Source organism: Amycolatopsis sp. YIM 10 (assembly GCF_009429145.1).
Taxonomy (GTDB): Bacteria; Actinomycetota; Actinomycetes; order Mycobacteriales; family Pseudonocardiaceae; genus Amycolatopsis.
Window position 1 is genome coordinate 4,435,576 of record NZ_CP045480.1, and the last position, 25,896, is coordinate 4,461,471.

Annotated in this window: 25 protein-coding genes and 1 tRNA gene; 6 read left to right on the top strand and 20 right to left on the bottom strand. The window is 68.9% G+C overall.

Translation table 11 applies throughout. The annotated features are described in order from the left end of the window. From YIM_RS21385 to YIM_RS21395, 3 genes are read left to right on the top strand one after another with little or no spacing between them, the layout of a single operon-like run. Entirely contained in the window at positions 1–1,203 is a 1,203-nt protein-coding gene (locus tag YIM_RS21385; protein WP_153032037.1) for an O-antigen ligase family protein, read from the top strand. After that, entirely contained in the window at positions 1,200–2,387 is a 1,188-nt protein-coding gene (locus YIM_RS21390) for a glycosyltransferase (protein WP_153032038.1), read from the top strand. The genes YIM_RS21385 and YIM_RS21390 overlap by 4 nt, the downstream gene beginning before the upstream one ends. Continuing rightward, entirely contained in the window at positions 2,384–3,034 is a 651-nt protein-coding gene (locus YIM_RS21395) for a phosphatase PAP2 family protein (protein WP_153032039.1), read from the top strand. Before YIM_RS21390 ends, YIM_RS21395 begins: the two co-directional genes overlap by 4 nt. A 42-nt stretch (positions 3,035–3,076) precedes the next feature. Here YIM_RS21395 and YIM_RS21400 read toward each other — a convergent pair whose 3' ends face one another. From YIM_RS21400 to YIM_RS21465, 14 genes are all read right to left on the bottom strand, one after another. Beyond that, the gene (locus YIM_RS21400) at positions 3,077–4,588 is read right to left on the bottom strand and encodes a right-handed parallel beta-helix repeat-containing protein (protein ID WP_153032040.1); all 1,512 of its coding nucleotides are present in this window, start codon (positions 4,586–4,588) and stop codon (positions 3,077–3,079) included. Beyond that, on the bottom strand, positions 4,585–5,895 hold the full coding sequence (locus YIM_RS21405; RefSeq protein WP_228004872.1) for a glutamate-1-semialdehyde 2,1-aminomutase: 1,311 nt from the start codon (positions 5,893–5,895) through the stop codon (positions 4,585–4,587). Before YIM_RS21405 ends, YIM_RS21400 begins: the two co-directional genes overlap by 4 nt. A 6-nt stretch (positions 5,896–5,901) precedes the next feature. Then, complete coding sequence (gene rfbC, locus YIM_RS21410; RefSeq protein ID WP_153032041.1) at positions 5,902–6,450, bottom strand: dTDP-4-dehydrorhamnose 3,5-epimerase; 549 nt, start codon at positions 6,448–6,450, stop codon at positions 5,902–5,904. Further along, a complete protein-coding gene (locus tag YIM_RS21415) occupies positions 6,447–7,634 on the bottom strand; it encodes a polysaccharide pyruvyl transferase family protein (protein ID WP_153032042.1) in 1,188 nt (395 codons plus the stop codon). Before YIM_RS21415 ends, rfbC begins: the two co-directional genes overlap by 4 nt. Then, positions 7,631–8,581, bottom strand: a complete 951-nt coding sequence (locus YIM_RS21420; protein WP_153032043.1) for a glycosyltransferase family A protein — start codon at positions 8,579–8,581, stop codon at positions 7,631–7,633. Before YIM_RS21420 ends, YIM_RS21415 begins: the two co-directional genes overlap by 4 nt. Next, entirely contained in the window at positions 8,578–9,849 is a 1,272-nt protein-coding gene (locus tag YIM_RS21425) for a hypothetical protein (RefSeq protein WP_153032044.1), read from the bottom strand. Before YIM_RS21425 ends, YIM_RS21420 begins: the two co-directional genes overlap by 4 nt. A gap of 5 nt (positions 9,850–9,854) precedes the next feature. After that, the gene (locus YIM_RS21430) at positions 9,855–11,132 is read right to left on the bottom strand and encodes a DUF4910 domain-containing protein (protein WP_228004873.1); all 1,278 of its coding nucleotides are present in this window, start codon (positions 11,130–11,132) and stop codon (positions 9,855–9,857) included. A gap of 5 nt (positions 11,133–11,137) precedes the next feature. Further along, a complete protein-coding gene (locus YIM_RS21435) occupies positions 11,138–12,160 on the bottom strand; it encodes an NAD(P)-dependent oxidoreductase (RefSeq protein ID WP_153032045.1) in 1,023 nt (340 codons plus the stop codon). Between the two features lie 4 nt (positions 12,161–12,164). Then, the gene (locus tag YIM_RS21440) at positions 12,165–12,818 is read right to left on the bottom strand and encodes a PIG-L deacetylase family protein (protein WP_153032046.1); all 654 of its coding nucleotides are present in this window, start codon (positions 12,816–12,818) and stop codon (positions 12,165–12,167) included. Next, positions 12,815–13,612, bottom strand: a complete 798-nt coding sequence (locus YIM_RS21445; protein WP_153032047.1) for a glucose-1-phosphate cytidylyltransferase — start codon at positions 13,610–13,612, stop codon at positions 12,815–12,817. Before YIM_RS21445 ends, YIM_RS21440 begins: the two co-directional genes overlap by 4 nt. After that, positions 13,609–14,844, bottom strand: a complete 1,236-nt coding sequence (locus YIM_RS21450; protein WP_153032048.1) for a class I SAM-dependent methyltransferase — start codon at positions 14,842–14,844, stop codon at positions 13,609–13,611. Before YIM_RS21450 ends, YIM_RS21445 begins: the two co-directional genes overlap by 4 nt. 156 nt (positions 14,845–15,000) lie before the next feature. Next, on the bottom strand, positions 15,001–16,575 hold the full coding sequence (locus YIM_RS21455) for a succinic semialdehyde dehydrogenase (RefSeq protein ID WP_153032049.1): 1,575 nt from the start codon (positions 16,573–16,575) through the stop codon (positions 15,001–15,003). Between the two features lie 13 nt (positions 16,576–16,588). Next, positions 16,589–18,217 carry a GMC family oxidoreductase gene (locus YIM_RS21460; protein ID WP_153032050.1) on the bottom strand — a complete coding sequence of 543 codons (1,629 nt, stop codon included), beginning with the start codon at positions 18,215–18,217 and terminating at the stop codon, positions 16,589–16,591. 179 nt (positions 18,218–18,396) lie between these two features. Continuing rightward, positions 18,397–19,719 carry a M20/M25/M40 family metallo-hydrolase gene (locus YIM_RS21465; protein ID WP_153032051.1) on the bottom strand — a complete coding sequence of 441 codons (1,323 nt, stop codon included), beginning with the start codon at positions 19,717–19,719 and terminating at the stop codon, positions 18,397–18,399. A 113-nt stretch (positions 19,720–19,832) separates the two neighbouring features. Here YIM_RS21465 and YIM_RS21470 point away from each other — a divergent pair. Then, a tRNA-Leu gene (locus tag YIM_RS21470) sits at positions 19,833–19,916 on the top strand. On the opposite strand, the gene YIM_RS21475 is transcribed toward YIM_RS21470, so the two are convergent. From YIM_RS21475 to YIM_RS21500, 6 genes are read right to left on the bottom strand one after another with little or no spacing between them, the layout of a single operon-like run. Next, entirely contained in the window at positions 19,898–21,652 is a 1,755-nt protein-coding gene (locus tag YIM_RS21475) for a recombinase family protein (RefSeq protein ID WP_153032052.1), read from the bottom strand. The genes YIM_RS21470 and YIM_RS21475 overlap by 19 nt on opposite strands. Further along, on the bottom strand, positions 21,642–21,806 hold the full coding sequence (locus YIM_RS21480) for a hypothetical protein (protein WP_153032053.1): 165 nt from the start codon (positions 21,804–21,806) through the stop codon (positions 21,642–21,644). Before YIM_RS21480 ends, YIM_RS21475 begins: the two co-directional genes overlap by 11 nt. After that, positions 21,803–23,827, bottom strand: coding sequence for a cell division protein FtsK (locus YIM_RS21485; RefSeq protein WP_153032054.1), 2,025 nt, complete (start codon positions 23,825–23,827; stop codon positions 21,803–21,805). The genes YIM_RS21480 and YIM_RS21485 overlap by 4 nt, the downstream gene beginning before the upstream one ends. Further along, positions 23,820–24,515, bottom strand: a complete 696-nt coding sequence (locus YIM_RS21490; protein ID WP_153032055.1) for a hypothetical protein — start codon at positions 24,513–24,515, stop codon at positions 23,820–23,822. The genes YIM_RS21485 and YIM_RS21490 overlap by 8 nt, the downstream gene beginning before the upstream one ends. Next, a complete protein-coding gene (locus YIM_RS21495) occupies positions 24,512–24,808 on the bottom strand; it encodes a hypothetical protein (protein WP_153037148.1) in 297 nt (98 codons plus the stop codon). Before YIM_RS21495 ends, YIM_RS21490 begins: the two co-directional genes overlap by 4 nt. Before the next feature lie 20 nt (positions 24,809–24,828). Beyond that, the gene (locus YIM_RS21500) at positions 24,829–25,173 is read right to left on the bottom strand and encodes a WhiB family transcriptional regulator (RefSeq protein ID WP_153032056.1); all 345 of its coding nucleotides are present in this window, start codon (positions 25,171–25,173) and stop codon (positions 24,829–24,831) included. 15 nt (positions 25,174–25,188) lie between these two features. Here YIM_RS21500 and YIM_RS21505 point away from each other — a divergent pair, with 15 nt between their 5' ends. Continuing rightward, positions 25,189–25,329 (top strand): hypothetical protein, encoded by a 141-nt coding sequence (locus YIM_RS21505; RefSeq protein WP_153032057.1) that lies wholly within the window; start codon positions 25,189–25,191, stop codon positions 25,327–25,329. A 177-nt stretch (positions 25,330–25,506) separates the two neighbouring features. Further along, positions 25,507–25,887: a helix-turn-helix domain-containing protein gene (locus YIM_RS21510; protein WP_153032058.1), complete on the top strand. Its 381-nt coding sequence runs from the start codon at positions 25,507–25,509 to the stop codon at positions 25,885–25,887. The last annotated feature ends 9 nt before the right edge of the window (positions 25,888–25,896 follow it).

Sequence of the window (25,896 nt, forward strand, 5' to 3'; positions counted from 1 at the left end):
GTGCTCGAAACCGCGGCGCGGCCGGTCGCGCGGGTGCCCAGGGCCGCCGGCGTCGCGTGGACGCTGCTGATCGTCAACACCCTGGGCTCGGCCGGGGCGAAGACGGTGATCCCGCTGCCGAGGTCGGTCAGCCAGCTGATCACCATGGGCTGCCTCGGCGTCGCGTTCGCCATCGCGCTCGCGTTGAACACCAAGCTGCGCGTGCGGCCCAGCGCCTATCTCGCGCTGCTCACGGTGCTGCTGGTGTCGAGCACGGTCGCGAGCCTGGACCTCGAAGGCGGCTTCGGCGCGTTGTTCCGCTGCTTCCGCTTCGCGCTCTTCCTCGCCACGTTGTGGCTGCTGACGCGCTGGTGGAGCGGCAGTATCGACCTGGTCCGCCATCACATCCGCGCGTATGCCGTGGTGCTGGTGACCGTGGTGATCGGACTTGTGCTGAGCCCCGGCAACGCGATGCCGTTCGACTACGGCGGACGGCTCACCGGTGCGCTGTGGCCACTGACCCCGCCGCAGATCGGCCAGTACGCGGCGATCGTCATCGGGCTCACCATCCTGCTGTGGCTCGGTGGGCGGCTGGACCGGCGGAACGCGTTGATCGTCATCATCCCGGCGGTCGGGATCCTGCTGCTGACCCACACCAGGACCGCGACGCTGGGCCTGGTGGCCGGGACGGTGGTCGCGCTGCTGTCGCTGTGGATGTCGAACGCCCGTGCCCGCAAGGTGCTCACCGGGCTGGTCCTCACCGGCGCGCTCGTGATGGTGGTGCTGGGCGGGCTGGTGCAGGCGTGGTTCCTGCGCGGGCAGAGCGAGGAGAACTTCTCCAGCCTCACCGGCCGCGCCAAGGTGTGGGACGCGCTGCTCGCCGCGCCGCGCACGACGCTGGAGTACCTGTTCGGCGTCGGGTTGACGGACAAGTCCTACGACGGGCTCCCGATCGACAACAGCTGGCTCGCGGTGTACCACGAGCAGGGGATCGTCGGGATCGTGATCGTGGCGGCGTTCCTGCTGGTGCTGGTCGTGGTGGCGGTGCTGCGGCCGCCGTCGCTGGCGCGCTCGTGCGCGATCTTCCTGATCACCTACTGCCTGTCCGCCTCCTTCACCGAGGCGGGCTTCGGTGACGCGTCGCCCTACTTGCTGCACCTGGCACTGGCCGCGTCGCTACTGGTCCGAGAAGCGAAGTTCCTGACGGCGAAGGAGACCGGGTGAAGGCCCTCGTGGTGCACAACCGCTACCGAGCCGAACAGCCGAGCGGGGAGAACAACGTCGTCGACCAGGAGACCGCGCTGCTGGCCGAAGCCGGGCACGAGGTGCGCCTGTTCGAACGGCGCAGCGACGAGATCGCCGGGATGTCCCTGCCGCGCAAGGCCGTGCTCCCGCTGCGGGTGCCGTGGAACCGGGCGGTGCGTGCGGAACTCGCGCGGCTGCTGCGCGACGACCGGCCGGATGTCGTGCACATCCACAACACGTTTCCGCTGCTCTCGCCGTCGGTGCTGGCCGCGTGTGCCGACGCCGGGGTCCCGGTCGTCGCGACGCTGCACAACTACACGCAGATCTGCGCGCCCGGCACGCTGTACCGCGACGGGCACGTGTGCACCGACTGCGCGCGGCGCGCCCCGATCCCGGCGGTGCGGCACGGGTGCTACCGCGGGTCGGCGCTCGCGACCGTGCCGATGGCGGCGAGCCTGGTGCTCAACCGGAAGCGCTGGTGGACCGGGGTTTCGCGGTTCTTCTGCATCTCGGCGGCGCAACGCGAGATCCTGGTCGCCGCCGGCATGCCCGCCGAGCGGCTCGTGGTGAAGCACAACTACGTCGACGATCCGGGGAAGACGCGCACGGGCGCGGGGGAGCACGTGCTGTTCCTCGGCCGGATCACCGCGGAGAAGGGGGCCGGGCTGCTGATGGACGCCTGGGACCGGCTCGGCGGGATCGGCTTGCCGCTGGTGATCGCGGGTAGCGGCCCGATGCAGGACGAGGTGGCCCGCTGGGCGGACGGCCGTGACGACGTGTCGTACCTCGGACTCCGGTCCAAGGAGGAGTGCCGCGACCTGATCGCCCGCTCGAACACCGTGGTGGCGCCGTCGACCTGGCTGGAGACGTTCGGCCTGGTCATCGTGGAGGCGATGGCCGCGGGTGTGCCGGCCGTCGCCGCCGCGCACGGCGCGTTCGGTGAACTCGTCGACGACGGCGTCACCGGCCTGCTGCACGAACCCGGGAACGCCGATTCGCTCGCGGCACGGCTGCGGGAGGCGGCCGGCGAACGCAACCAGGAGATGGGCTTGGCGGCCCGGCTGGTCTACGAGCAGGAGTTCACCCCGAAAGCGGGCCTGGACCGGCTGGTCGGCGGATACCGTGCCGCGATCGCCGCCGCCGAAGGAGCACCGGCCGAGTGACCACCAGCCCGCCCGCGCTCCCACCGCAGTCCAGGACACCGCTGTCGGTGCTGGGTGCACTCGGTTTCCTCGCCGCGCTCGTGCTCGGCCTGCGTTATGCCGGAACCTCCGGCACCACCGGCCCGGACGCGTTCCTGTACTCGGTTTTCGACCGCGCCGAGGGATCGGTCCGGCAGTGGGCGATCATCATCGACTTCGGCGGCGAGCCGCTGGGCGCGGTGGTGCTCTTCCTGGCGCTCGGCCTGGCGTGCCTGTGGTTCCGGCGGCCCCGGACGGCGATCCTGCTGGTGGTCTCCTGCGTGGTGACGATCGGGCTGACCACCGGCCTGAAACCGCTGACCGGACGGCTGATCCACGGCGAGTTCCTGTCCTTTCCCAGCGGGCACACCGCGTTCGGGGTCACCATCGCGGCGGTGACCGGACTGCTGGTGATCGACGTCCGCGGCCTTGGCCCGCGTGCCGGTGCCTCGGTGCTGGTCGGGCTGGTCGCACTGGCCGGGCTGGCGATGGGGTGGTCCCAGGTGTCGTTGCGAGCGCACTACCCGACCGACGTCTTCGCCGGGCTGGGCATCGCGCTGGCCGTGCTGCCGGTGGCGGGCTGGGCGATCGACCGGCTCCTCCCGCCACGGCGGCCCGTCGTGCGATGAAGCGATGAAGTCACCTTCATCGCACGACGGGTCGACGAACGGTCAGCAGGTTTCGGTCTCGCCGAACACGCTGCACACGTCCTGCGAGTACGGTGCGGCCTGCCACTGCGCCGGGGTCAGCTTCCGGGACGTGTCGTGGGCGACGAACGTCCACGGCCCGTAGTACTTGTTGTCGTACCACCGGTTGTCCTGCTTGAAGGTGACCGCCTCCGAGATCACCGAGCCCTTGTACGGCGACCACGCCGGGAAGGTCCCGTAGTTCGACAGCACCGCCATCCGCCCGCACAGCGACAGGCAGCCTTCCATCGTGGAGTCGAACTCGAAGGTGTTGTCGTGCACCGAAACGCGCTGCGTCTTCCAGCGGCAGTCGCCGTAGAGCGGTTCGCTGGCGATGGCCGGCGCGGAACAGGCGGAGGTCGGCGAAACCAGCGCCGTGCAGGACAGCGTCGAGGTGTTGGCCGGGCTGTTGCAGAACCGGTCCGCGTTCTCCCACAGCGTGATCCCCGACCAGTTCTCGGAGAACATGTTTCCCCGGATCACGATCCCGTCGGTACGGGCCGGGAGCCGCGGTTCCCCGCCGGACTCGCTGATGTAGATCGAACCGACCGGGAAGTTGTCGCCCTTGGCGGCTCGGTTGCGGCCCTGGACCAGCGAGTTGCGGTTGAAGGTGTTCCCGACGACCTCCAGGTTGTAGGAGATTTCGTAGAACAGCCCTTCGGAGGCGTTGTCCTCGATCACGTTGCCTTCGACCAGGAAGTCGTTGTTGTTCGTGTCGGCCCAGAGCCCGACACCGTGGTTGTGGTGTACCCAGTTGCCGATGATGTCGGCACCGTCGACGGCCCAGAACTTCGCGCCGCCGCTGCACCCGCAGCCCGGGATCTTGGTCTCCCAGTCGCCGGTGTTGTTGCCGGTGATCTCGTTGCCCTCGATGACCAGGTCGGTGATCCCGCCCGTGGTCCGGTAGGCGTTGATGCCGTACTGGCCGTTGTTCCGCAGGCAGTTGCCCAGCACCTGCTGACCGGCCCCGGCCATCAGCGCGGCACCCTCGTTGTTCTCGATGACGTTGCCTTCGATGATCCAGCGGTCACCGGAGTCGTGGTTGACCACGCCCTGGTCCCGTTCCGCGACGAAGCCGCGGATGGTCAACCCCCGGATCACCACGTCCTTGGCCGCCGTGGTGAAGGCCGCGCGGTTGATGCCGCGCCCGTCGAGGACCGAGCCCGGCGCGCCGAGGTAGACGTTGCCGTCCTTCGGCATCACCTGGCCGAACTGGTCCGAACTCAGCGTGTGCGTGCCGGGAGCCAGCCAGAACGTCGAGCCCGCCGGACTCGACGTGGTGCGGCTGGTCAGGTCGGTACCCGGCTGGATGATCTCCGCCCCGGCCGGGGCCGTGGGCACGCCGACGGTGGTGCCGCACACCCCGCTTGCCATTGTTCCCGTGGATTCCTCGGCCGTCACCGCGGTGGACGCGACGGTGACCTGGAGCAGTAACACCGACAGCACGAGCGGAAGCACCCGCGTGCCGGTCGGACGATGTCTGAACCCGAACGTCATACCCTTCTCCGAAATACCGGCTTCACCGGACGGCCACCCAGCCACGGCGCCGGGTCATCCGCGTCGAGTGCTTTGCGGTACACCAGGCAAGCCTGCGCGACCACTTCGACCGTCCGGTCGATGTCTTCTTCGGACAGTGCGCTGCTGACCACGAACGACGGCCCGAGGACCCCGCCGGTGACCAGCTGCCGCAGGAACAGCGTTCGGTAGTCCTGCGACGGTCTCCTCTCCGCGTCGAGCGTGCCGAAGACGAGGTTGCTCGCCCGGCCGCGCACGACGACGTTCTCTTCGACGCCCGCCGAGGCCGCGACTTCGCGGACCCCGGCGGCGAGCCGTTCACCGAGCACGTGCAGCCGGGCCGAGACACCCTCCTCGGTGTAGGTCTCCAGCACCGCGATCGCGGCGGCCAGTGAGTGCGTTTCGGCACCGTGCGTGGTGGAGAGCAGGAAAACGCGGTCGCGGCCGGTGCGGAGCCCGCCGAGTTCCATCAGTTCCCGCCTGCCCGCCAGCGCCGAGACGGCGAACCCGTTGCCGAGCGCCTTGCCGAAGGTCGACAGGTCCGGCGTGACCCCGTACATGCCCTGCGCGCCCGCCTCGGACCAGCGGAAACCGGTGATCATCTCGTCGAAGACCAGCACGCAGCCGTACCGGTCGGCCAGTGCCCGCAGGCCGCTGAGGTACCCCGCGGGCGGTTCGACCTGGTTGGCGGCCTCCAGCACCAGGCAGGCGACCTGCCCGGCGTGCTCCCGCAGCAGTTCCTCCGCGGCCGCCAGGTCGCCGTACGGGAACGACACGGTCAGTCCGGTGATCTCACCGGGGACACCGGCGGACATCGGCGTCGTGCCGATGAACCAGTCGTCGATGGAGAAGAAGGCGTGGTCACGGCAGATCGCCACCAGCGGCCTGCCGGTGGCCGCCCTGGCGAGCTTGACCGCCGCGGTGGTGGCGTCCGAGCCGTTCTTGGCGAACTTGACCATCTCCGCGGTGGGCACGGTGGCCAGGAACCGCTCGGCCGCCTTCTCCTCCACAATGGACGGACGGACGAAGTTGGCGCCCCGGTCGATCTCGCGCCGGACGGCCTCGGTGACCCTCGGGTGGACGTGACCGAGGCTGACCGCACGCAGGCCCGAGCCGTACTCGATGTACTCGTTCCCGTCGACGTCCCAGACGTGCGCGCCGCGCCCGTGGGAAATGACCGGTGCCAGGCCCTCGGGGTACTGGTCATCGCCCTTGGCGTAGGTGTGCGCACCGCCGGGGATCATCGCGTGCAGGCGCTCGTTGGCCCGGCTGGATCGGGGAAGCTGCACCTGGACTCACCTCGTGTTCTTCAGTGCCTCGGCGAGCGGGGGCGCCAGGCGGTCCCGCTCCGAGAGCAGCGACACCGGCAGCGGCCAGCCGATGGCCAGTACCGGGTCGTCGTGGGCGATCGCGACATCTTCGGCGGGGTCGTGCGCGCGGTCGATCCGGTAGGAGATGTCCGCGATGTCGGTGAGCGCCTGGAATCCGTGTGCGCACCCGGCCGGGACGTAGAGCGAAACCTGGGTCTCGCCGGACAGTTCGAACGTCTCCTTGCCGAGATAGGTCGGCGAATCCGGCCTCAGGTCGACCACGACGTCGAACACCGCGCCCCACGAACACCGGACCAGTTTCGCTTCGCCGCGTCCTGAACGGAGGTGCATCCCGCGCACCACACCCTTGCGCGACCGGGACACGCTGTCCTGGACGAAAGCGTGGTGGTCGATGCCTGCCGAGCGGACCACGTCGGCGTCGAAGGTGCGGCAGAAGAAGCCGCGTTCGTCGGTGTGCGGGGCCGGTTCGAACAGGTACGCCCCCGCGATGGCGGGTACCGGGATCGCCTTCATCGGGCTCCCTCCGGCAGGAAGGTGGCCGACAGTTCGGCGAACTGCCGCTCCAGCAGCCGCGTCTGCTCGGCACCGCGGGCCCTCAGGGTCGCGTGCAGCTCGTCCGCCCGCTTCTCCAGTTCGGTGAACCGGCCGACCAGGTCGCCGACCTCGATGTCCCGTACGGACCGGCAGAACTCGCCGAGACCCAGCTGCGTCATCAGGACGTCGTTCTTGCGGGCGTACCCGAGGGACAGGGTCGGTTTTGCCAGCTTCAGCGCGCACAGCACGTTGTGGTACCGGGTGGCGACCACGGTTTCGACGGTCGACATGGCCCGCATCACTTCGGCCAAAGTGGAGGTCTCGGGCGCGGAGACCAGTGGTGAACCGAGTTCGGTCACGATCTCCTCGACGACCTGCCGGTCGGCCTGGTCTCCGATGAACAGGCGGACCTGGCGGCCGTCACCGGCCAGCTTCGCGACGAACCGGATCATCGTGTCCACATAGGAGTCATAGAGTTCAGCCGCTCGCGCCCGGTCGTCGTTCCCGCCGCGGTAGGCCATCACGCCGACCCCGACGGACCGGGGGACCACCGGTTCCTCCGGTACCGGAAGGGCGAACGCGAGGTCGGGGTACACACGGTCGGCCGTGACGTCCACGCCCAGCGCGCGCACCGCCTCGCGCGAGGGTTCGTCCCGATAGGACCGGAACGACGCCAGCCGCGCCGCCCAGGCGAAGATCGCGCGGGTGGCCCGGTGGCTGCTCGCACTGGCTCCGACGCTGAGCAGCGCCACCTTGGTGCCGGCGAGCCTGCCCGAGGCGGTCAGCAGCAACAGGGAGTACGGGAAGCCCCACGGCCGCAACGGCAGCGTGGATTCGAGCACGCCCATGCCCGGCACGATCACCAGATCCTGCCTGCGGACCCAGGCCGCCGTGCGCCCGATGTCGACGAGCTTGCCCACGGCCTTCGCGACGATCGACGACAGCCCCGACACCGTCCGGTATTCCCGGGCGTACCAGTTCAGCGGGGTCGTTTCGAGGCCGTAGCGCGAAGCGACGATCTCCGGACCACCGCACATCACGCTGATCGCGGCGTCCGGGTGGTGCGCGCGCAGGTACGCGAGCACCGCTTCGAAGGAACCGTCGTTGCCGAGATTCCCGGAGCCGAGCAGCCCGAACAGCCCGATCCTGGCCGGTGGGGTCAAGGCGTTCCGCCCTTCTGACCTGGCACGACCGAGCCCACCGACACCTGGCGCGGGCCGAGTTCCGCGGTGGCCTGGATCGGCATCTTGCCCATGGCCGGGTTGCCCGCCCGGTTCAGCAGCCACTGCCGCAGGTACCGGAAGCATTCGCGCTTGTCCGCGGCGGAGATCGGCGCGCGCCGGATCGCGTTGACGTAACCCAGCACGTACTCGCCGAGCAGCCGGATCATCGGATGCCGCAGCCGGTCGGCGCGCTTCGGGTCCAGGTTGCTGGCGCGCTTGCGGACGGTCGGGTACTCGTGCTCGGAGCGGCCGGGGTGGTCTCGGCGGAAATACAGCCAGTCGGGCACCTGGTGGAACGGGCCGTGCAGGGCCAGCTCGGAGATGATCGTCCGGTCCGCGTGGTGGTAGCTGTCCAGCGGTGCGACCCGGCGCAGCACCTCGGTCCGGACGACGGCGCCGTCGTCGTCCCCGCCGGGGGCGAACAGCGTGCTGCGGAAGCGTTCCGGCGCGTGCGGCGAACTCGTGTCGAGCGGGTACTCCAGCGCCTGCGTGACCACGGCGTGCTCGTCGATCATCGCCGTCCACGAGTGCGACAGCACGAACTCCGGGTGCTCGTCGAGCGCTTCGACGCAGCGTTCGAGCAGGTCCCGCGCGTAGAGGTCGTCGTCGGAGGCCCACTTGAACAACTCGCCGCGGGCCACGTCGACCAGGTAGTTGTGGTTGGGCGCGCAGCCGATGTTGACCGGCTGGCGCACGTAGCGCACGCGGGGATCCCGCCTCGCGTAGGCGCGGCCGATCTCCTCGGTCCGGTCCGTCGAAGCGTTGTCGGAAATGATCAGTTCGAAGTTGTCGTAGGTTTGGCCGAGCAGTGCGTCGAGCGATTCGGCGAGGTAGTCCTCGCCGTTGTAGACCGGGAGCCCGATGCTCAGCCGAGGAGCGGTGCTCATGACGTCCCCATTTCTTCCTTCTCCGAAGTCAGGCGTTCCTTGAGAGCGAGGTGGAGCTGGCGCCACCACACCGCCGAGCCGCTGGTGACCGCCACCGCGACGCCCCAGGCGGATCCGGGCGCCCCGGCCAGGAAGGCGCCGATGAGCCCGAACCCGACGTAGGCCGCCGAGGCGGTCAGCTGGGCGCGAAGGCTCCGTTTCGCCGCCCCGAGCGCACGCAGTCCGGCGGCGGCGCCGGTGGTGAACCCCGCGGCGGCGATCCCGATGGTCACCGGGACGATCAGGGCCGACGCGGGCTCCCAGACGTCACCGAGCACGAACCGGCCGGCGCCGTCCGGGATCAGGAGCAGCGCGATGCCCCAGAGCAGGGCCGCGGCCGCCTGCGCCGTTCCCAGAACCGCGCAGAAGTGCCGCAGGCGGTGCGGTGCCCGTTGCAGCACCCGCGCGCTTTCGGCCACGGTGACCAGTGAAAGCCCCATCAACAGGGCGAAGAACGGCCCGAGCAGCAGTTCGGCGCCGCGCACCGCACCGACGCTCGCCAACCCGGCGATCGCGCCGAGACCGTACATCCGCAGTTGTGCCGAGCCGCTGTTGCTGACGTTCTCGATCAGGTACCGGGTGCCGAGATCGCGATGCCGCCTGAGCCAGTCGAGCGTGCCGCGCGGATCCGGCATGACCCCGGCCTGCAAGCAGCCGTAGGCCGCGGCTACGGCGCCGGACAGCCCCCACGCCAGGATGAACGCGGCGGAGTTGTCGAGCTGGTTCGCCAGATACAGCGCCGGGACCAGCGCGATGCCCCAGACCACGTCGTTGACAAAGGCTTTCTTGCCGTGCCCGGCGGCGAAGAAGGCGAACCGCCAGGCGTCCTGGAGCAGCAGGGCAGGGAGGACAAAACCGAGCGCGACGAACGCCTTGCCGATGTTCCCGCTCACCAGCAGACCGGCCCCCACGCTGACGGCGCTCGCCGCGAAACCCGCGGTGAGCGCCGTGCCGGTCGCCTGCCTGGTCGCGTCGCGCCAGGCGTCGGCGGACACCCCGGAGAACCGCACCATCAGCGGGTCGGTGCTCAGGCCCCGCGAGAGGTTGAGCACCACGCCGTAGCTGACCCAGGCGAGGCTGAACAAGCCGAACGCCGTGGTGCCGAGCGAGCGCGCGACGTAGAGGCCGACCGCGAAATTGGTGAGGCTGGACACGGCCTGGTCGCCAAGGCCCCAGCTGAGCCGTCCGGCCATCGCCCGCGCCGCCCGCGACCGCAGGATCGACCGCATCGGCCTCACCCCTCCAGCAATCCGGCGTCGTGCAGCGCGCCGGCGGCGGCTGCGACGGAGTCGAAGGGCAGGCCGGATCGCTCGGCGATGTCGAGCAGGCTGTGCTCACCGTCGGAGAGGTTGAGCACCCAGAGCATCGCCATCTGGGCCTGCTTGGCGTCGCTCCGACCGCCGAGCGAGTCGTACAGCCCCCGCTTGCCGAGTTGCGGCTCGCCGTACGGGCTGAGGTTGACGCAGGTGCGGTTGCGGTCGAGCACGGCGTACGCGTCGAGCAGGGTCCGGAGGGTTTCCTCCATGGCGTCGGTGGAGATGAAATCCAGATTGTCGGCCGAGGTGTGGTACTCGGGATAGCCCGCGTACGGCGTCCTGGTCAGCGAACCGACCCCGAGGTTGAAGCCGGGGGAGCAGAACTGGCGCTCGTCGTAACCGTACGGCGAGAAGTCGGCGATGGTGTGGGCGCGCCCAGCCAGGACATACGCCAGCACACGGTCGATCTCGGCGTCGCCGCGGCGGCTTCGCTTGTAGGTCAGCGGTCCTGGGTCACCGGCGCACGCCAGCACCAGTCCCGCCCTGATCCGCCCGGTGCGCTCGCGGTTGCGCGCGAGCCAGGTGATGGCGCCGATCGTGCCGGGCATGAACAGGAACCGGTAGGTGTAGTGGGGATTCTCGAGGCGCTGGGCGAACGCGGCGGCGATGGCGATCCCGGCGAGGTTGTCGTTGGCCAGCGACGGGTGGCAGGTGTGGCAGGAGACGAGCACCTCGTCGGCGACGCGGCCCGGTACGACGTGCTCGGCGTAGGTCAGGTGCCCATCGTCCAAAGTGGATTCGATGTGCGCCTCGTAATCGCCGTCCGGCAGTGCGTCGAGGGTTTCCTGCGCCAGGCAGAAGCCCCACGCCGGGGTGTAGTAGCTGGTCCGGTACGGCACCCAGGACGGGTGATCGGGCAGCGTGTGCAGGTGTTCGCGCAGCTCGGCCAGCGGCATCGTCCGTGATACCGGCACGCTGTAGCCGACCACGTGCAGGTTCGACTCGTGGAAGTCGATGACGCGGTGCCCGCTCGCGTCCTTGACGTAGGCGTCGCGGATGTTCCATTCCCGCGGCACGGTCCAGTCCAGCACCTGGGTGCCGGTGGGCACCTCGTGGACCGTGAGCGGCAGGTGCTCACCGAGGATCTCCAGCGTGCGGCGCACCCCGTCGCCGGTGATGCTGCGGCACAGCGGGTACAGGCGCTCGACCAGCTTGCGCAGGTCGGCGCCGGATTCCAGGTCCCGGTAGCTGTTCACCGGTCTCACCGTCTGCGCAGCGTTTCGTCGATCTCGCCGGCGGCGGCCCGCGCGGTGAGTGTGGTCAGCCGGGTGAAGCACTGGGTGAAGTCGCGCTCGGTCAGGCCGTGGCGCCGGTAGGCGTGGATCAGTTCGAGCGCGCCGTCCTTGACCGACCAGTCGCATTCGAAGCCGGGAACCGCGTCGCGGAACCGACCGAAGTCGACGCGGTAGGACCGCGGGTCCGCCCCGGATTCGCCGGTGATCCGCAGGATCGAGCCGGGCACGGCCTCGACGACCTGCTGCGCGATCTCGGCCACGGTCACGTTGTTGCGCTCGGTGCCGATGTTGAACGCCCTGCCGTGCACGGCTTCCTTCGGTGCCTCCAGCGCCGCGGTGAAGGCCCGTGCGATGTCCTTGGCGTGCACCAGCGGACGCCACGGGGTGCCGTCGGAAAGCACCAGCACCTCACCGGAAACGTGGGCGTGCGCGGTGAGGTTGTTGAGCACGATGTCCGCGCGCAGCCGCGGCGAGAAGCCGAACGCGGTGGCGTTGCGCAGGAACACCGGCGTGAAGTCGTCGTCGGCGAGGTCGGCGACGTCGTCCTCGACTCGCACCTTCGACTCGGCGTAGGGCGTCACCGGGCGCAACGGCGCGTCTTCGTCGACCAGCCCGTCGTTGCTCGAAGCGCCGTAGACCGAGCAGGTCGAGGCGTACAGGAAGCGCCGGACACCCGCCTCCTTCGCCAGCCGGGCGAGCCGGACCGACGCGTGGTGGTTGATGTCGTAGGTCAGTTCCGGTGCCAGCGAACCGAGCGGGTCGTTGGACAACGCGGCGAGGTGGATCACGGCGTCCACATCGGACACATGCGCGGCGGTGACGTCGCGCAGGTCCACCTCGTGCCCGCCGGGGTCGGCCGGGGGCGGGCCCAGCACGCAGGAGTCGAAGAGCCCGGAGTCGAGCCCGGTCACCTCGTGGCCGGCGTCGGCCAGCACCGGGGCCATCACCGTGCCCAGGTAACCCTTGTGCCCGGTCAGCAGCACGCGCATGCGGTCAGCCTTTCGAAGAGAGGTCGAGCGTGAGTTTCCTGAGGTCGAAGGCTTCCGCGTACCGGTGCCCGCATTCGACACCGCGAATGCGCGCGAGGCCGAGAAAGGCTTCCCGGTCGTACCAGGGGCGGTGCCGTTGCGAGGGGTAGTGCTCGCGCAGCAGGCGGACCTTGTCCTCGGCGCGCCCGGGGGAGAGCGGGACGTAGGCCGCGGGCCTGCCGAGGTCGCCGTCCCACTTGACGATCTCGTACTCCAGGTGCAGGTGCGCGCGGAAGACCGTCGGCACCAGCTTGGCCAGGCCGCGGTGGTCCTGGTGGGCGTCGGCCGTGCGCGGGGAGAGGACCAGGTCCGGATCGGTGCGGCGGCGCAGTTCCTCCAGCCCGTTCTTGGCTTCCTCCCAGTGCGCGGGAAACCGGCCGTCCGGCAGCTTGAGCACGGTGATCTCGAGGTCGGCGCCGGGACAGAAGGCCGCCAGCGCGGCGCGTTCCTCGGCCTCGCGTTCGGTGCCGCCGCCGGAAAGAACCAGTGCGTCGACCCGGACGCCCGGGTTCTCGTCGCAGATCGTCAGCAGGGTGCCGCCCGCCCCGATGGCGATGTCGTCGCAGTGCGCGCCGAGTGCGGCGACCCGCTCGAGGCCGCCGGTGCCGAGTCCGATCACGCGATGCCCACCGGCGCGTGCTCGTGCTCCCACAGCGCCCAGGGGCGGTCGCCGCGGGCGTAGGCGTCGTCCAGCTGGACCCGTTCCTTGACCGTGTCGGTCGGCTTCCAGAACCCGCGGTACGGGTAGGCCAGCAGCCTGCCCCGCTTGGCCAGTTCGCCGCAGCCGTCGGCGACCAGGTCGCCACCGGCCGGGATGTGGTCGAAGACCTCCTGGCGCAGCACGAAGTAGCCGCCGTTCTCCCACAGCGGCATGTCGCTCACCGGCGTCAGCGCGCCGATCCGGCCGCCTTCGTCCATCTCCACGCAGTGGAACGAGGACTGCGGCGGCACGACCATCATCGAGGCGCCGGCGTCGGTCCGCGAAAACCGCTCGATCATCTCCGGCAGCGGGGCGTCGGTGAGCACGTCGGCGTAGTTCGCGAGGAACATCTCGTCACCGCCGAGGTGTGGGCGGACCCGGCGCAGCCGCTCGCCGATGGCCGATTCGAGGCCGGTGTGCACGAACGAGATCGACCAGTCCGAGATGTCGGTCGAGAGCAGTTCCGCCTTGCCGTCGCGGAGTACGAAGTCGTTGGAGGCGGTCTCCTGGTAGTCGAGGAAGAACTCCTTGATGTGGTGCGCGCCGTAACCGAGGCACAGGATGAACTCGGTGTGCCCGAAGTGCGCGTAGTAACGCATCACGTGCCAGATCAGCGGTCTCGGGCCGACCATGGCCATCGGCTTGGGTACGTCGGACGCGTCACCGTTGCGCATCCGCATGCCGTACCCGCCGCAGAAGAGGACTACCTTCACTGCTTCACCTCGACGATTTCCAGGTGCGGGATGGGGAAGAGGAGTTTTCCGCCCCAGTCGCCCACGTAGGCCAGCTGGGCGGTCAGTTCCGTCCGCAGGTTCCACGGAAGGACGAGCACGTAATCGGGCTTGTCCGCCGCGATGCGCTCCGGGGGCAGGACGGGGATCCGGGTGCCGGGGGTGAACCGGCCGTGCTTGTACGGGTTGCGGTCCACGGTGTAGGGCAGCAAGTCCGGGCGGATGCCGCAGTGGTTCAGCAGCGTGTTGCCCTTGCCGGGCGCGCCGTAGCCGACGACGGTCCGGCCGTCGAGCGCCGCGTCGACGAGGAACTTGGTCAGCTCGAGCCGGACCTTCGTGACCCGTTCGGCGAATTCGGTGTACCCGGACAGTTCGTGCAGCCCGGCGGCCTTCTCGGCGTCGAGCACTTCGGTCATCCGGCGGCTCGGCTCACCGGCGACGGCGTCCGGGCGCGCCCACAGCCGGATCGAGCCGCCGTGGGTTGGGAGGCGTTCGACGTCCACAACGGACAGACCGCCGGCGGCCAGTGCCCGGCGTGCGGATTCCACCGTGTAGTACTGGAAGTGCTCGTGGTAGATGGTGTCGTACTGGTTCTCCTGGATCAGCGTCAGCAGGTGCTGCACCTCGATGCTGACCCAGCCGTCGTCGGCGACGAGGGCGCGGAGACCGCGGGTGAAGCCGGCGATGTCCGGGATGTGCGCGTAGACGTTGTTCGCCACGACGAGGTCGGCGGGACCGTGCTCGTCGCGGACCTCGTGCCCGGTTTCGGGGCCGAGGAAGGCGGTTTTTGTGGGCACCCCGGCCGCGCGCGCGGCCTCGCCCACGTTCACCGAGGGTTCCACGCCGAGGCAGCGGATCCCGCGCTCCACCACGTGCCGCAAAAGGTAGCCGTCGTTGCTGGCGACTTCGACGACAAAAGAGGAATCGCTGAGACCGAGCCGCGAAACGGCTTCGCCGACGAACGAACTGGCGTGTTCCACCCAGGAGGCGGAATACGACGAGAAATAGGCGTATTCGGTAAATGTATCTTCGGGGGTGATCAACGGGGGAATCTGCGCGAGCCGGCATTCGGTGCACACCCGGAGGTGCAGGGGATAGGCGGGTTCCGGTTCGCCGAGTTGCTCCGCGGTCAGGAAACGTTCGCACGGTGGCGTCGCGCCGAGGTCGACGACGCTGGCGAGATGGGCCGAGCCGCAGAGTCGGCAGGTGATCATCGAGAGGCTCCTTGGCTCGCGTCACGTAACCGAGACGTCGGCACCCCGGGCCGCCTCGTTACACGCTCGCCGGTACTCTCATCCTTCTGCATGGCAACGGGAACCCGCCGCCTCGGGCCATTGGCGCAAACGTTTCGCCCATCCGGGCGCGGGCAATCAGCGAATGCGCAACTTTCGCATGATCTTCAGGCCGGAAAGCATCCCTTTGACGTATTTCTCGTGGTCCTGTCCCGGCTTCGGTCCCATGACCTGCTTCTTGAGCACGGCCAGGTTCTTCACGTCGGTGTACTTGAGCAGCCCCTGATCGCCGTGCCGGGCGCCGACCCCCGAGGTCTTCACGCCGCCGGACGGCGTTCCCTTCGAGGCGTAGGCGGTGGCGAGGATGTCGTTGATGTTGACGTTGCCCGACTCGATGCGGGCGGCGACGGCGCGCGCGGCGGCGAGATCGCTGCCCCAGACCGAGGCGTTGAGGCCGTAGTCGGTGTCGTTGGCCAGTTCCACGGCGTCGTCCACGGTGCGGTACCGGTGCAGTGCGACCACGGGCCCGAAGGTTTCGGTGACCCCGCACAGCATGTCCTTCGTGACGCCCTCGAGGATCGTCGGCTCGAAGAACGCCGGGCCGAGGTCGGGGCGCGGCTTGCCACCGCAGAGCACGGTGGCGCCCTTGGCCACCGCATCGTCCACATGCGACTTGACGCGCCGCATGTGGTCGACTGAGACGAGCGAGCCCATGTCGGGCCCGAAGTCGTAGGCGGCGCGCACGTCGAGCGCTTCGGCCTTGGCCACGAACGCCTTCTTGAACTCCTCGTACCGCGATTCCGGCAGGTAGATCCGCTCGATGTGCATGCAGATCTGCCCGGTGTTGCCGAACGCGCCGAACACCGCGCCCTGCACGGCCTCGCTCAGATCGGCGTCGGGCAGCACGATCATCGGGTTCTTGCCGCCGAGTTCGAGGCAGCAGCCGATCAGGTTGCGCCCGGCCCGCTCGCCGATCACCCGGCCGGTGGCGGTGGAGCCGGTGAACATCACGTAGTCGGCGTTGTCGATCAGCGTCGGGCCGACGTCCGGGCCCTCACCGCACACCACCTGGAACAGGCCCTCCGGCAGCCCGGCCTCTTCGAGCAGCCGGATGCCGTAGAGCGGTGAGAGCGCGGTCTTGTTGTCCGGCTTGAGCACCACCGCGTTCCCGGCCATCAGCGCGGGCACGGCGTCGGAAATGCCGGTGGCGAACGGAAAGTTCCACGGCGCGATGATGCCGACGACGCCCTTGGGCTGCCGGATCTCGGTCGAGTTCGTCAGCAGCGGCACCGGCCCGCCGCGCTTGGTCGGCGCGAGGAGCCGGGCGGCCCGCTTGAGGTAATGGCTCATCACCATCGCCGGGTCGCAGGTCTCCTCGATCGCCATCTGCCGGTTCTTGCCGCTTTCGACCTGGATCAGGTCGGTGACGGTCCTCGCCCGGTCGACGAAGAGCGCGTGCGCCCGCTTGAACACCGCCAGCCGCCGTTTGAGCGGGGTGGCCGCCCACTTCCGCTGCGCCTCGCGCGCGACGGTGAACGCCCGCTCGATGTCGGACGGCGTCGACTGCGGAAGCTCGACCAGGGTTTCGCCGGTGTAGACCTCGGTGAGCTGCCAGGTCGCACCGGCCGAGCCAGGCACTCTGGCGACGAGCTGGCGCAGGAACGCGTCGGTGACCGACGCCGGACGGGTGAGTGCGACTGGGGTGACGGTCATGGTCCCTTCCCCGTCAGTTTCCGGAAAGAACGAGTTTCGCGCCCATCTCACCGATCATGATGGCGGGCGCGTTGGTGTTGCCGCCGGTGATCGACGGCATGATCGAGGCGTCGCACACGCGCAGCCCGTCGACGCCGCGGACCTTGAGGTCGGGCCCGACGACGGCGAGTTCGTCGACGCCCATCCGGCAGGTCCCGACCCCGTGGTACACCGAGGTCGCGCGGTTGAGGATCGCGTCGCGCAGCTCCTGGCCCCGGAGGTGCGCGCCGGGGTGGATCTCGGACTTGACCGAGCCCTGGAACGCGCCGGAGCCGAAGATCTCGCGCGCCATCTCCGAGCCCTCGGCGAGCACCTCGAGATCGGCCGGGTCGGCCAGGTACTGGGGGTCGATCAGCGGGGCCGCCGTGGGGTCCGGCGAGGCGAGCCGCACCGTGCCGCGGCTCTTCGGGTAGATCAGCGTGGTCAGCACGGTGAGCGCGGTCCGCTTGTCCACGTCGTGGCGGATCGGCGCGTCCTGGTTGGGGGAGACGTAGGCCCACGGCAGCAGGTGCAGCTGGAGGTCGGGCACCGCGCCGGCCTGGGAGGTCTTCAGGAACGCGACCGCCTCGAACACCGAGTTCGCCAGGAAGGTGGTGCCGGGCCGCATCAGCTCCCTGGCCAGGCCGCGCGCGAAGTACGGCGGGGTGCCGGTGTTCTTGCTCGAGGAAACGTGGAAGGTCAGCGCGTGGAACATGTGGTCGTGCAGGTTGTCGCCGACCGGGAGGTCCGCGTGCACTCCGATGCCGTGGCTCTTCAGGTGCTCGGCGTGGCCGAACCCGGAGAGCATGAGCAGCTGCGCGGAGCCGATGAAACCGGCGGAGAGAATGACCTCCTTGCCGGCGCGGACGGTCCGCCGCGTGCCGTTCGCGTCGGTGACCTCGACGCCGGTCGCCCGGCCGTTCTCCACGAGGACCTTCCTGACCAGCACGCGGGACTGGAGTTCCAGCGTCGGGGGAGCGAGGTGGTGGATGTAGCCGCGGGAGGCGCTGTAGCGCAGGCCGTCGGCGGCGTTCTGCTGCATCCGGCTGACGCCCTCTTGGGACTCGGCGTTGTAGTCGTCGAGGATCTTGCAGCCGATGGCGTCGGCGGTGGCCTGGATGAACTGGAGGGAGCCCTCCTGGGGGATCTTGTTGCGGGTGATGCGGATGGGGCCACCCGCGCCCCGGAACGCGTTCTCGCCGTCCTCGAAGTCCTCCATCCGCTTGTAGGCGGCGTTCACGCTGTCCGCGTCCCACCCCGTGTTGCCCTCGGCGGCCCATGAGTCGAAGTTGGCGCGGTTGCCGCGGACGTAGACCATGCCGTTGATCGAGCTGGAGCCGCCGACCACCCGGCCACGGGGGACCGGCATCTTGCGATCGAGCGCGTGCTTCTGCGGTACCGAGTAGTAACCCCAGTCGAATGGCTTCTTGAGCTGGGGCACCGCGTGCATGGGCCCGACCAGGCCGGGCTTGCGGACCAGCAGCTTCTCGTCGGTCTTGCCGGCTTCGAGCACGATCACGCTGGCCCCCGACTGCGCCAGCCTGCCCGCGATCGCCGCCCCCGAGCTGCCCGACCCGACCACCACGTAGTCGGCCTCGTTGCCGCGCGGTGCCCTCTTCGCCATGTCCCGCTCCTCGGTCCGGCCCGCCTGTCAAACTATAACGTGTTCTAGTTTTGACACCGTAGAGCGTTCGCACCCACTGCGCAACGGCCGCCGCGAAACGCGCGACGCGGTCCCGTGCCCGGCGCCGGAGACAGGTCGGCGGCCTCGTGTGGTTCACACGAGGCCGCCGAGATCTGTGGTCAGGAGGCGCGCAGGAAGCGGTCCAGCACTCGGGTGCCGAACTTGAGCGCGTCCACCGGCACGCGCTCGTCCACCCCGTGGAACAACGCCGAGAAGTCCAGATCCGCGGGGAGTTGCAGGGGTGCGAAGCCGAAGTTGCGGATGCCCAGCTGCTGGAACGCCTTCGCGTCGGTGCCGCCGGAGAGCATGTAGGGGAGTGTGCGGGCGCCCGGGTCCTCGGCGAGCACCGCGGCGGTCATCGCGTCGACCAGTGCGCCGTCGAAGGTGGTCTCGACCGGTGGGAGTTCCATCCACTCCCTCTCGATGTCCGGTCCGAGGATCTCGTCGAGCTCGCGGTTGAACGCCTCGATGCGGCCGGGCAGGATGCGGCAGTCGACCGCGGCCTCGGCCACCGATGGGATGACGTTCGACTTGTAACCCGCGGTGAGCATGGTCGGGTTGGCGGTGTCACGGAGGGTGGCGCCGATCATCCGCGAGATGTTGCCGAGCTTGGCGACCGCGCCCTCGATGTCGTCGTCGGGGAAGTCCCAGCCGGTGATCTCGGTGACACCGTCCAGGAACTCGCGCACCGATGGGCTCATGACCAGCGGGAACCGGTGGCTGCCCAGCCGTGCGACGGCCTCGGCGAGCTTGGTGACGGCGTTGTCGCGGTGGATCATCGAGCCGTGGCCGGCGGTGCCGCGGACCCGCAGTTTCATCCAGCGGATGCCCTTCTCGGCGGTCTCGATGAGGTAGGCGCGGACGTTGTCCTTGAGGGTGATGGAGAAGCCGCCGACCTCGCTGATCGCCTCGGTGGCGCCCTCGAACAACTCCGGACGGTGGTCGACCAGCCACTGTGCGCCGAACTTGCCGCCCGCTTCCTCGTCGGCGACGAAGGCGAAGATCAGGTCGCGGGGCGGGACGATGCCGTTGCGCTTGTAGTGGCGCGCGAGGGCGAGCGTCATGCCGACCATGTCCTTCATGTCGACCGCGCCGCGGCCCCAGACGTAGTCGTCCTGGATGGCGCCGGAGAAGGGGTGGACCGACCACTCGGAGGCGTCGGCCGGGACCACGTCGAGGTGCCCGTGGACCAGCAGCGCCCCCCGGCTCGGGTCGGCCCCGGCGAGGCGGGTGATCACGTTGTGCCGGTTCTTGCCGCCGGACTCGACGTACTCGATCTCGTAGCCGACCTCGGTCAGCTTCTCGGCCACGTACTCCGCGGCCTCCCGTTCCCCGACGAGCGTCTCGGGATCCCCGGTGTTCGTGGTGTCAATCCGCAGAAGCTCGCTGGTCAGCGTCACAGCTTCAGCGGCGGCTGTATCGATCAGGCTCGGTTCGGTCACCCCGCGTTTCTACCACCCGCCGAGCCGGATGATCTTGCCAGCAACCCCGCCGCCCACGAAGCGGCCCCCCGGTTAACGGCGCCTGGCGCATCGAGTAACCTGTTCTCCAGCAAGTCCGAGTGGCGGAATGGCAGACGCGCTAGCTTGAGGTGCTAGTGCCCTTAACGGGCGTGGGGGTTCAAGTCCCCCCTCGGACACGCACACTATCTACACCAGGGCTGGCCGTCGCGTAGACGGCCAGCTCTTTTGGTTCGTAGCGTAGGTCAAGTCCCAAGCGCTGGTACAGGCGGCTCAAGCCAGCCGGCTTCGCATCCGCCAGCACCGCGCCGACGTCCCCGAGCAAATCGATCCTCGCGTAGATCTCTGCGTCGGTGATGGTCTTGCTCGTCGGCTGACTGTCCACTTCCGCCTTCGCCGCCGCCCGCTCGGCCTGTGCGTGATTCATTGCGTCAACCACCGCCGCCGGGTCCACGCCCGCAACTATCGCGTCCTGAAACCGCCGAAGGCGGGCGTCCGCGTCTGCCAGCCGCCGCTTTGCAGCCTCCCGGCGACTCGATCCGGCTTCACCACCAGCCGACGCGAGCAGCGCCGCGGCGGTCTCATCCACGTTGCTTGGCTCGAACAGGTAACCAATCCAGCCGTTGATCGCCTCCACCACCACGTCTTCACGCAAGTTCACCGTCTTCGGGTGGTCTGCCAGCGCTGGCGAACTCGGCGCCATCGTTCTCGCGGTGCACCGGTAGTACGCACCCTTGCGAATCGTCGCCCCCTGCATCTTCCGATGACAGACACCGCACCTGACCAGGCCGCGCAACAAGTACGTGCGGGCCGTCGTCCTCGCACCTCGCTCTGCCTTGCGCGCCGTCGCAAGCCCACCGGCCGCCTTGGACCGGCGAAGCAACTGAGCCTCCGCGAACACCTGGACCGACACAATCTCCGGGTGTGCCTGCGTGCGCGACCGAACAACCTTCTCCTGTTCAGCGCGCCGAAAACGGACTACGTGCCCAGCCGCAACGTCCTCGGGGTCCAGCAACGTCTCGTGCTTCGTCCACCTGCCGAACACCGCGAAACCCGTGTACTTCGGGTTCTCCAAAATGGACCGGACCGTGCTGCCCTGCCAACCATCAGCCAACCGATGCCGATTCTGATCCGGCCGCCGCGCAGACGGACACGGAACCCCGTCCCTGTTCAGCCCGTTCGCAATCGCCCGATCCCCGTTGCCGTCCAGGTACTCAGCGAAGATCCGGCGCACCACCTCAGCCGAATCGTCCTCGACCTCCAGGACCCTCAGCCGGAACCCCTCCGCCGCCTTACGCGGATTCGGATGCGGCCCACCATCAACCACGACATACCCATACGGCGCCCGGCCGCCCTGGTGCCTGCCTTCGTTCACCACCTGAGCGTCCATCGCGGCTCGCACCCGCGCCTGAACATGCTGCCGCTCCGACTCACTCATCCCACCAAGCACGCTCATCAACATCTTGTGCGACGGATTCCGCGCATCGAACTTCCCGCCCAGCTCCGGCACCCACAGATCCACCCCATACGCAGCGAACCGCGGAGCGATCAACGAGAACTGGTTGCCGAACCAGCACCGCGTCCCTTCACCGACCACCACCGCATCCCACTCCCGCCGCGGGTCCTTCAACGCCGCCAGCAGCCGACTACCTTCCGTACGCCGCTCCCAAGGCACAGACCGCGACTGCCCCACATCGAAGAACTCGGTAACCACCTCACCACCCAGCGGCTCAACGAACTTCCGCGCGTTGCCCAACTGCCAGCCCAGCGACGTCTCCGGGTCCTGGTTGTCCTCGGTCGAGCAGCGCCCGTAGAAGGCAAGTGCCCCGATTCCCTCCTCAACCGGCTCGACCGCCTGAACGCCCAGCACCTCGTCCAGCACGGCCCAGGGATCACTGTTGAAATCAGCCGTCATCGGACACCCCCTCACTCGGCGCATCCAGCACCGGCACCTCGGTCAGCTCGACCAGAATCGCCAGCAGCACCCGAGCGGCGGCCACCGTCAAGACTGGCATCTCATCAGGCAGAATAACCCGAACATGCTGCCCACCGGGCTCAATGGCGCTCACGATCGCTCGCCCTCGCCGCCAGCGTCACCCAATCGCTCCACCGCAGTCTTGATATCAGCCGTCAGATACCCGCGGACCTGCTTCGTCCGCCCGTCCTCACCCGGCACGCGATCCCTGGTCGGCCGACACCCCAACTCGCCCATCTGCCGCCCGAACGCCGTCGCCTCGACCCCCAGCGCCTCGACCAGCTCAGCACTCGGCACGAACCGACGCCCGTCCTCGCCCAGGTACTCGACCACCGCGGCCAACGGCTCCGGCAGCTCCACCGGCGCCACCTCCGCAACGCGCTCCAGAAGCGGGACATCATCCCCGGCCGCGTGCCCGGACAACGTGCCCTCCACCTCCCGCAACTCCCGACCGCGACAGCAGATGACCTGCCAATCCTCATTCGGCATGTAGTACGTGCGAACCGTCAACGCCAGCCCATCCGCAACGTCACCGTCCGGCCGCAAGATGCCCACGCCCTTGTGCGACGCGAGCAACCGACTGCTGTCATACCCACGCGTGTTCATCTGCTCGCCGAGCACGATGTTGCTGTCCCGCCAGTCCATCACCCGCAACGCGAATCGCGACCCGATCACCGCGCGCAACCCGGACGGAATCGTCTTCGAATCCGGCCGCTGAGTCGCCAACGCCAACACGATCCCCGCCGCCGGCCCCTTCTTCGCCAACCACGTCAACAACTCGCCGACGTACTCACCAGCCGCGACCTTCTGCCCCTCAACAGCGACCGGCGTCCGATCCTCCAACGGCACCTGTACCTCATCAACGAAGATCGCCGTGACCGGCATGTTCAGCGCCCGGTCCCGCGACATCTCCGGCGTCACCTTCGACTCCGGACACGTCACGTCGTCCAACTCGCGCATCCGGCGATACCGCCCTTGAACCTCGCCGACCAGCTCAACAAGCCAGTCGATCAGCGCCCGGACATGCGCTGACTCGTCGCCGGACATGAACCGGTGAGCCACCTGAGCAGCAGCGTCCCAGTCCTTACCCGCCTTGAAGTCCGCCACGTACAGCCGCGTGAACGGGTCCAGGATCAGCCCTGCCGCCGCCAGCCGAGCCGCGAACGTCTTGCCCTGCCTCGGAATCGCCCCAACCAGCAGCGACGTCCACACCAGCGGTAAGTCCACCCGCCGATCCCGAGCGTCCCGGCCGAACGGCACCGGCCGCCACACATCCCAACGCGCCATATCCAGCAGCGGCGTCCGCAACGGCGGCCCGGCGTACGGGTCCTGATCCGCCACCCACATCGACACCCGCCCAGCATGGCCACCGTTCCCACGAACCCGCTCAACGATCAACTGCACCTCATCGACCGCCAAAGCCGACGCCAGCGCATCCCGGTTCTTGATCACGTCCGCCGCCTTGCGGGTCGCCGGCAGGTCCACCGTGACCGCCCAGCCGTCACCGATCCGCGTCGCGCGCTCGACCAGCCGAAGCGTCTCGTCCCTCCCGATCAGCTTTGCGTCGCGGAAGGCATCCACTAGCACCTGCGGGTCCATCGTCCACTTCAGAGTCCGCGGACCTGCCAGCACCGCCTTACGCCCCGGACTTCCGTCCTTCCTTCGTCCAAGCACCGCCAGCCCGACGAGCATCACAACCGCGCCGCCCCACAGCACCCGCTCTCCGAACAGCAGGTGAGCCACCGCCCCGAGCACGGCGACCGAGACGCCGACGAGCCCGGTCACCTTCCACCGGAACAAGGTCAACGCCCTGATTTCAACGAACTTGTCCGCCAGCTTCTCCGCCTGCTCCGCAGCCTCCCGGTACTCACGAACCGAAACCCACCGCCGCCACCAGCGCGCCGCCGCAACGACGCCACGAATTACAGCACCAACCAACCGCCCCGGCGACCGAAGAACACGGACCGCCGCGTCCTTCATCACCTGACGCGCCTGATACCGATCCCGCGCCGGACGCCACCAGCGACGCCCCGCCCGCCGGCGCGGCTGCGGCAGTTCATCCACCAGCTCGCCGTCCAGCACCGGCTCCGCCTTCACCAACGAGTCCTCACGCATCGGCGACCTCCACCCGGAGCGCCCGCGCCAACCGCGGCGACAGTCCACGCGAACATCCGGTGACCTGCCGAACCCAAGCCGGACTGATCTCAATCCCCGGCGCCCAACCTTCCCGCGCCTCCGCCAAGTAGTCCGCGAACAACTTCCGCCGACCAACCTCCGCCCCGGCTTGCCCAGCGCTCCGATGCGCCACCAACACGGCATCCGTCAGCTTGTCCCGAAGATCCGTGATCGCCTCCACCGCCACGAACACCACCAGCGGTGGCACCGAGTGCAGCACGATCGCCGCCGGATCACGGTCCGCAAAGGACTCCCAGGTGTTCATGACGTAGGTGGCCGCGAGCGTGAACCACTTCGCCCTCCGCACCCACGGCCCCGTCCGCACCTGGTATCGAGCCGTCACCTGCTCCGCCCGCAGGATCGCCAGCAGCACGAGCGAAACCGTCGGGTCGAGCACCCACGCCGCCAGCCACGCCAACGACCACGGCCGCGTGCCCGCCGACGCGAACCCCTGAACGTTGGCCATCGTGAACGCCAGCCCGAGCACGATCCCGGACCAGCACATCCAGTCCACCTGCCGCCGAACGCGCTCGATCCGCAGCGCGACTACATCCGGATCGGTCTGGTAAGCGCGAACCTGCGCCGCTTCCGCAGCATCGCGCACCAGCCGTTGCGCCCGCCCGTTCATCGGCGACCACCCCGCCGTGACGTGTCGATCGTCGTCACCGTCATCGCCCTGGTCAGGGCGTACGACGAGAACAGCGCCGGCAGTCCCAGCACGGCCAGCAGCAACCAGCGATTGCCAGGGTTGGCGATCACCACCCACTGAACCGCCACGATCAACCCGGCGTTGAACAGCACCCGCCCGGCGAGCGAGACCAGCCGCGCCCCACTCCGAGCGGCCTCAGCCGCCGCTTTCGCCCGACGAGCCCCAGCCCGCCAGACCCAGAACAACACGAGCAGCACACCGACCACGGCCATGATCTGCGTCGGAGTCACAGTCACGACGCACCCCCGTCCCGGGCGCGCTCACCACGACGAAGCCAGTGCGGCCGGAGCGCCCGCCGGTCGTCCTCGGCGAGACCGCCCCAAACGCCCAGCGTGGCGTCCCCATCAACCCGCAGTTCCAACTCCAGGCACTCGTCCAGCACCGAGCACCCCTCGCACAGCCGAGCAGCCAACTCCCGGTCGGAGCCGGCGCCGGGCGGCCCGGTATCCAGCGGCGGCCACATGCACAGCCCATGACCAGTAACAACAACGTTCAGCACGCTCGCTGGCACCCACCGAAGCCGGTCAAGTCGCCAGGCGATGCCGATCAGCCAGAAGTCGTCTTCGCAGGTGATCATGCGACACCTGCCGGGGTGTTCAGCACGCGCTTGATCTCGGTCGACGAGACCTTCAGCCCGGAGCGGCGGGTGGCCCGCAGCGCGCCCGTCCTGATCGCGCGGCTCACCGCGGACCGGGACACGCCCAAGATCCAGGCGGTCTCTCGAATGGTGTGAAAGGTCGTATTCGTACGCATTGAAGGAAGCCCCTTGGATCAATTTCAAGACTATGTTGTTAATTTCAGCTCTTGTCAGCGCGCGTTGTAGCGACGCGCCGCCGCAGTGCGCTCGATGGCGCCGGAAATCGTCGAAGAACCGCTAATCTCGGCGCTGAGGCGGAGCGCGGAGGAATAGGTGTCGGAAGATTGGGCGGCAGTCGCCAAGGCCATCAGCGAGCGCGTGAACGAACTCGGCTGGCGGCAACGCGAGCTGGCTGAGCGCTCGCACGTGTCGCAGGCGATCGTGCGCGAGCTGCAACACCACACGGTGGAGCGGCGACGCAGCGCCAGAACGCTCGAAGCGCTGTCGACGACGCTCGGCTGGCATCCGCAACACCTGCTTGCCGTGCTGGAAGGTAGGGTGCCTCCGCACCGCGACGAGCCTGCCGACGACGACCGCGGCCTGTGGTCGCGGCTCGACGCGCTCGAAGACCGGCTGGCGGACATCACCGAACGCCTCGAAGACGTCCAGACCAACCTCGCGACCGTGGTCGAGCATGTTCGCAATAAGCGCTGAGTACCGGGT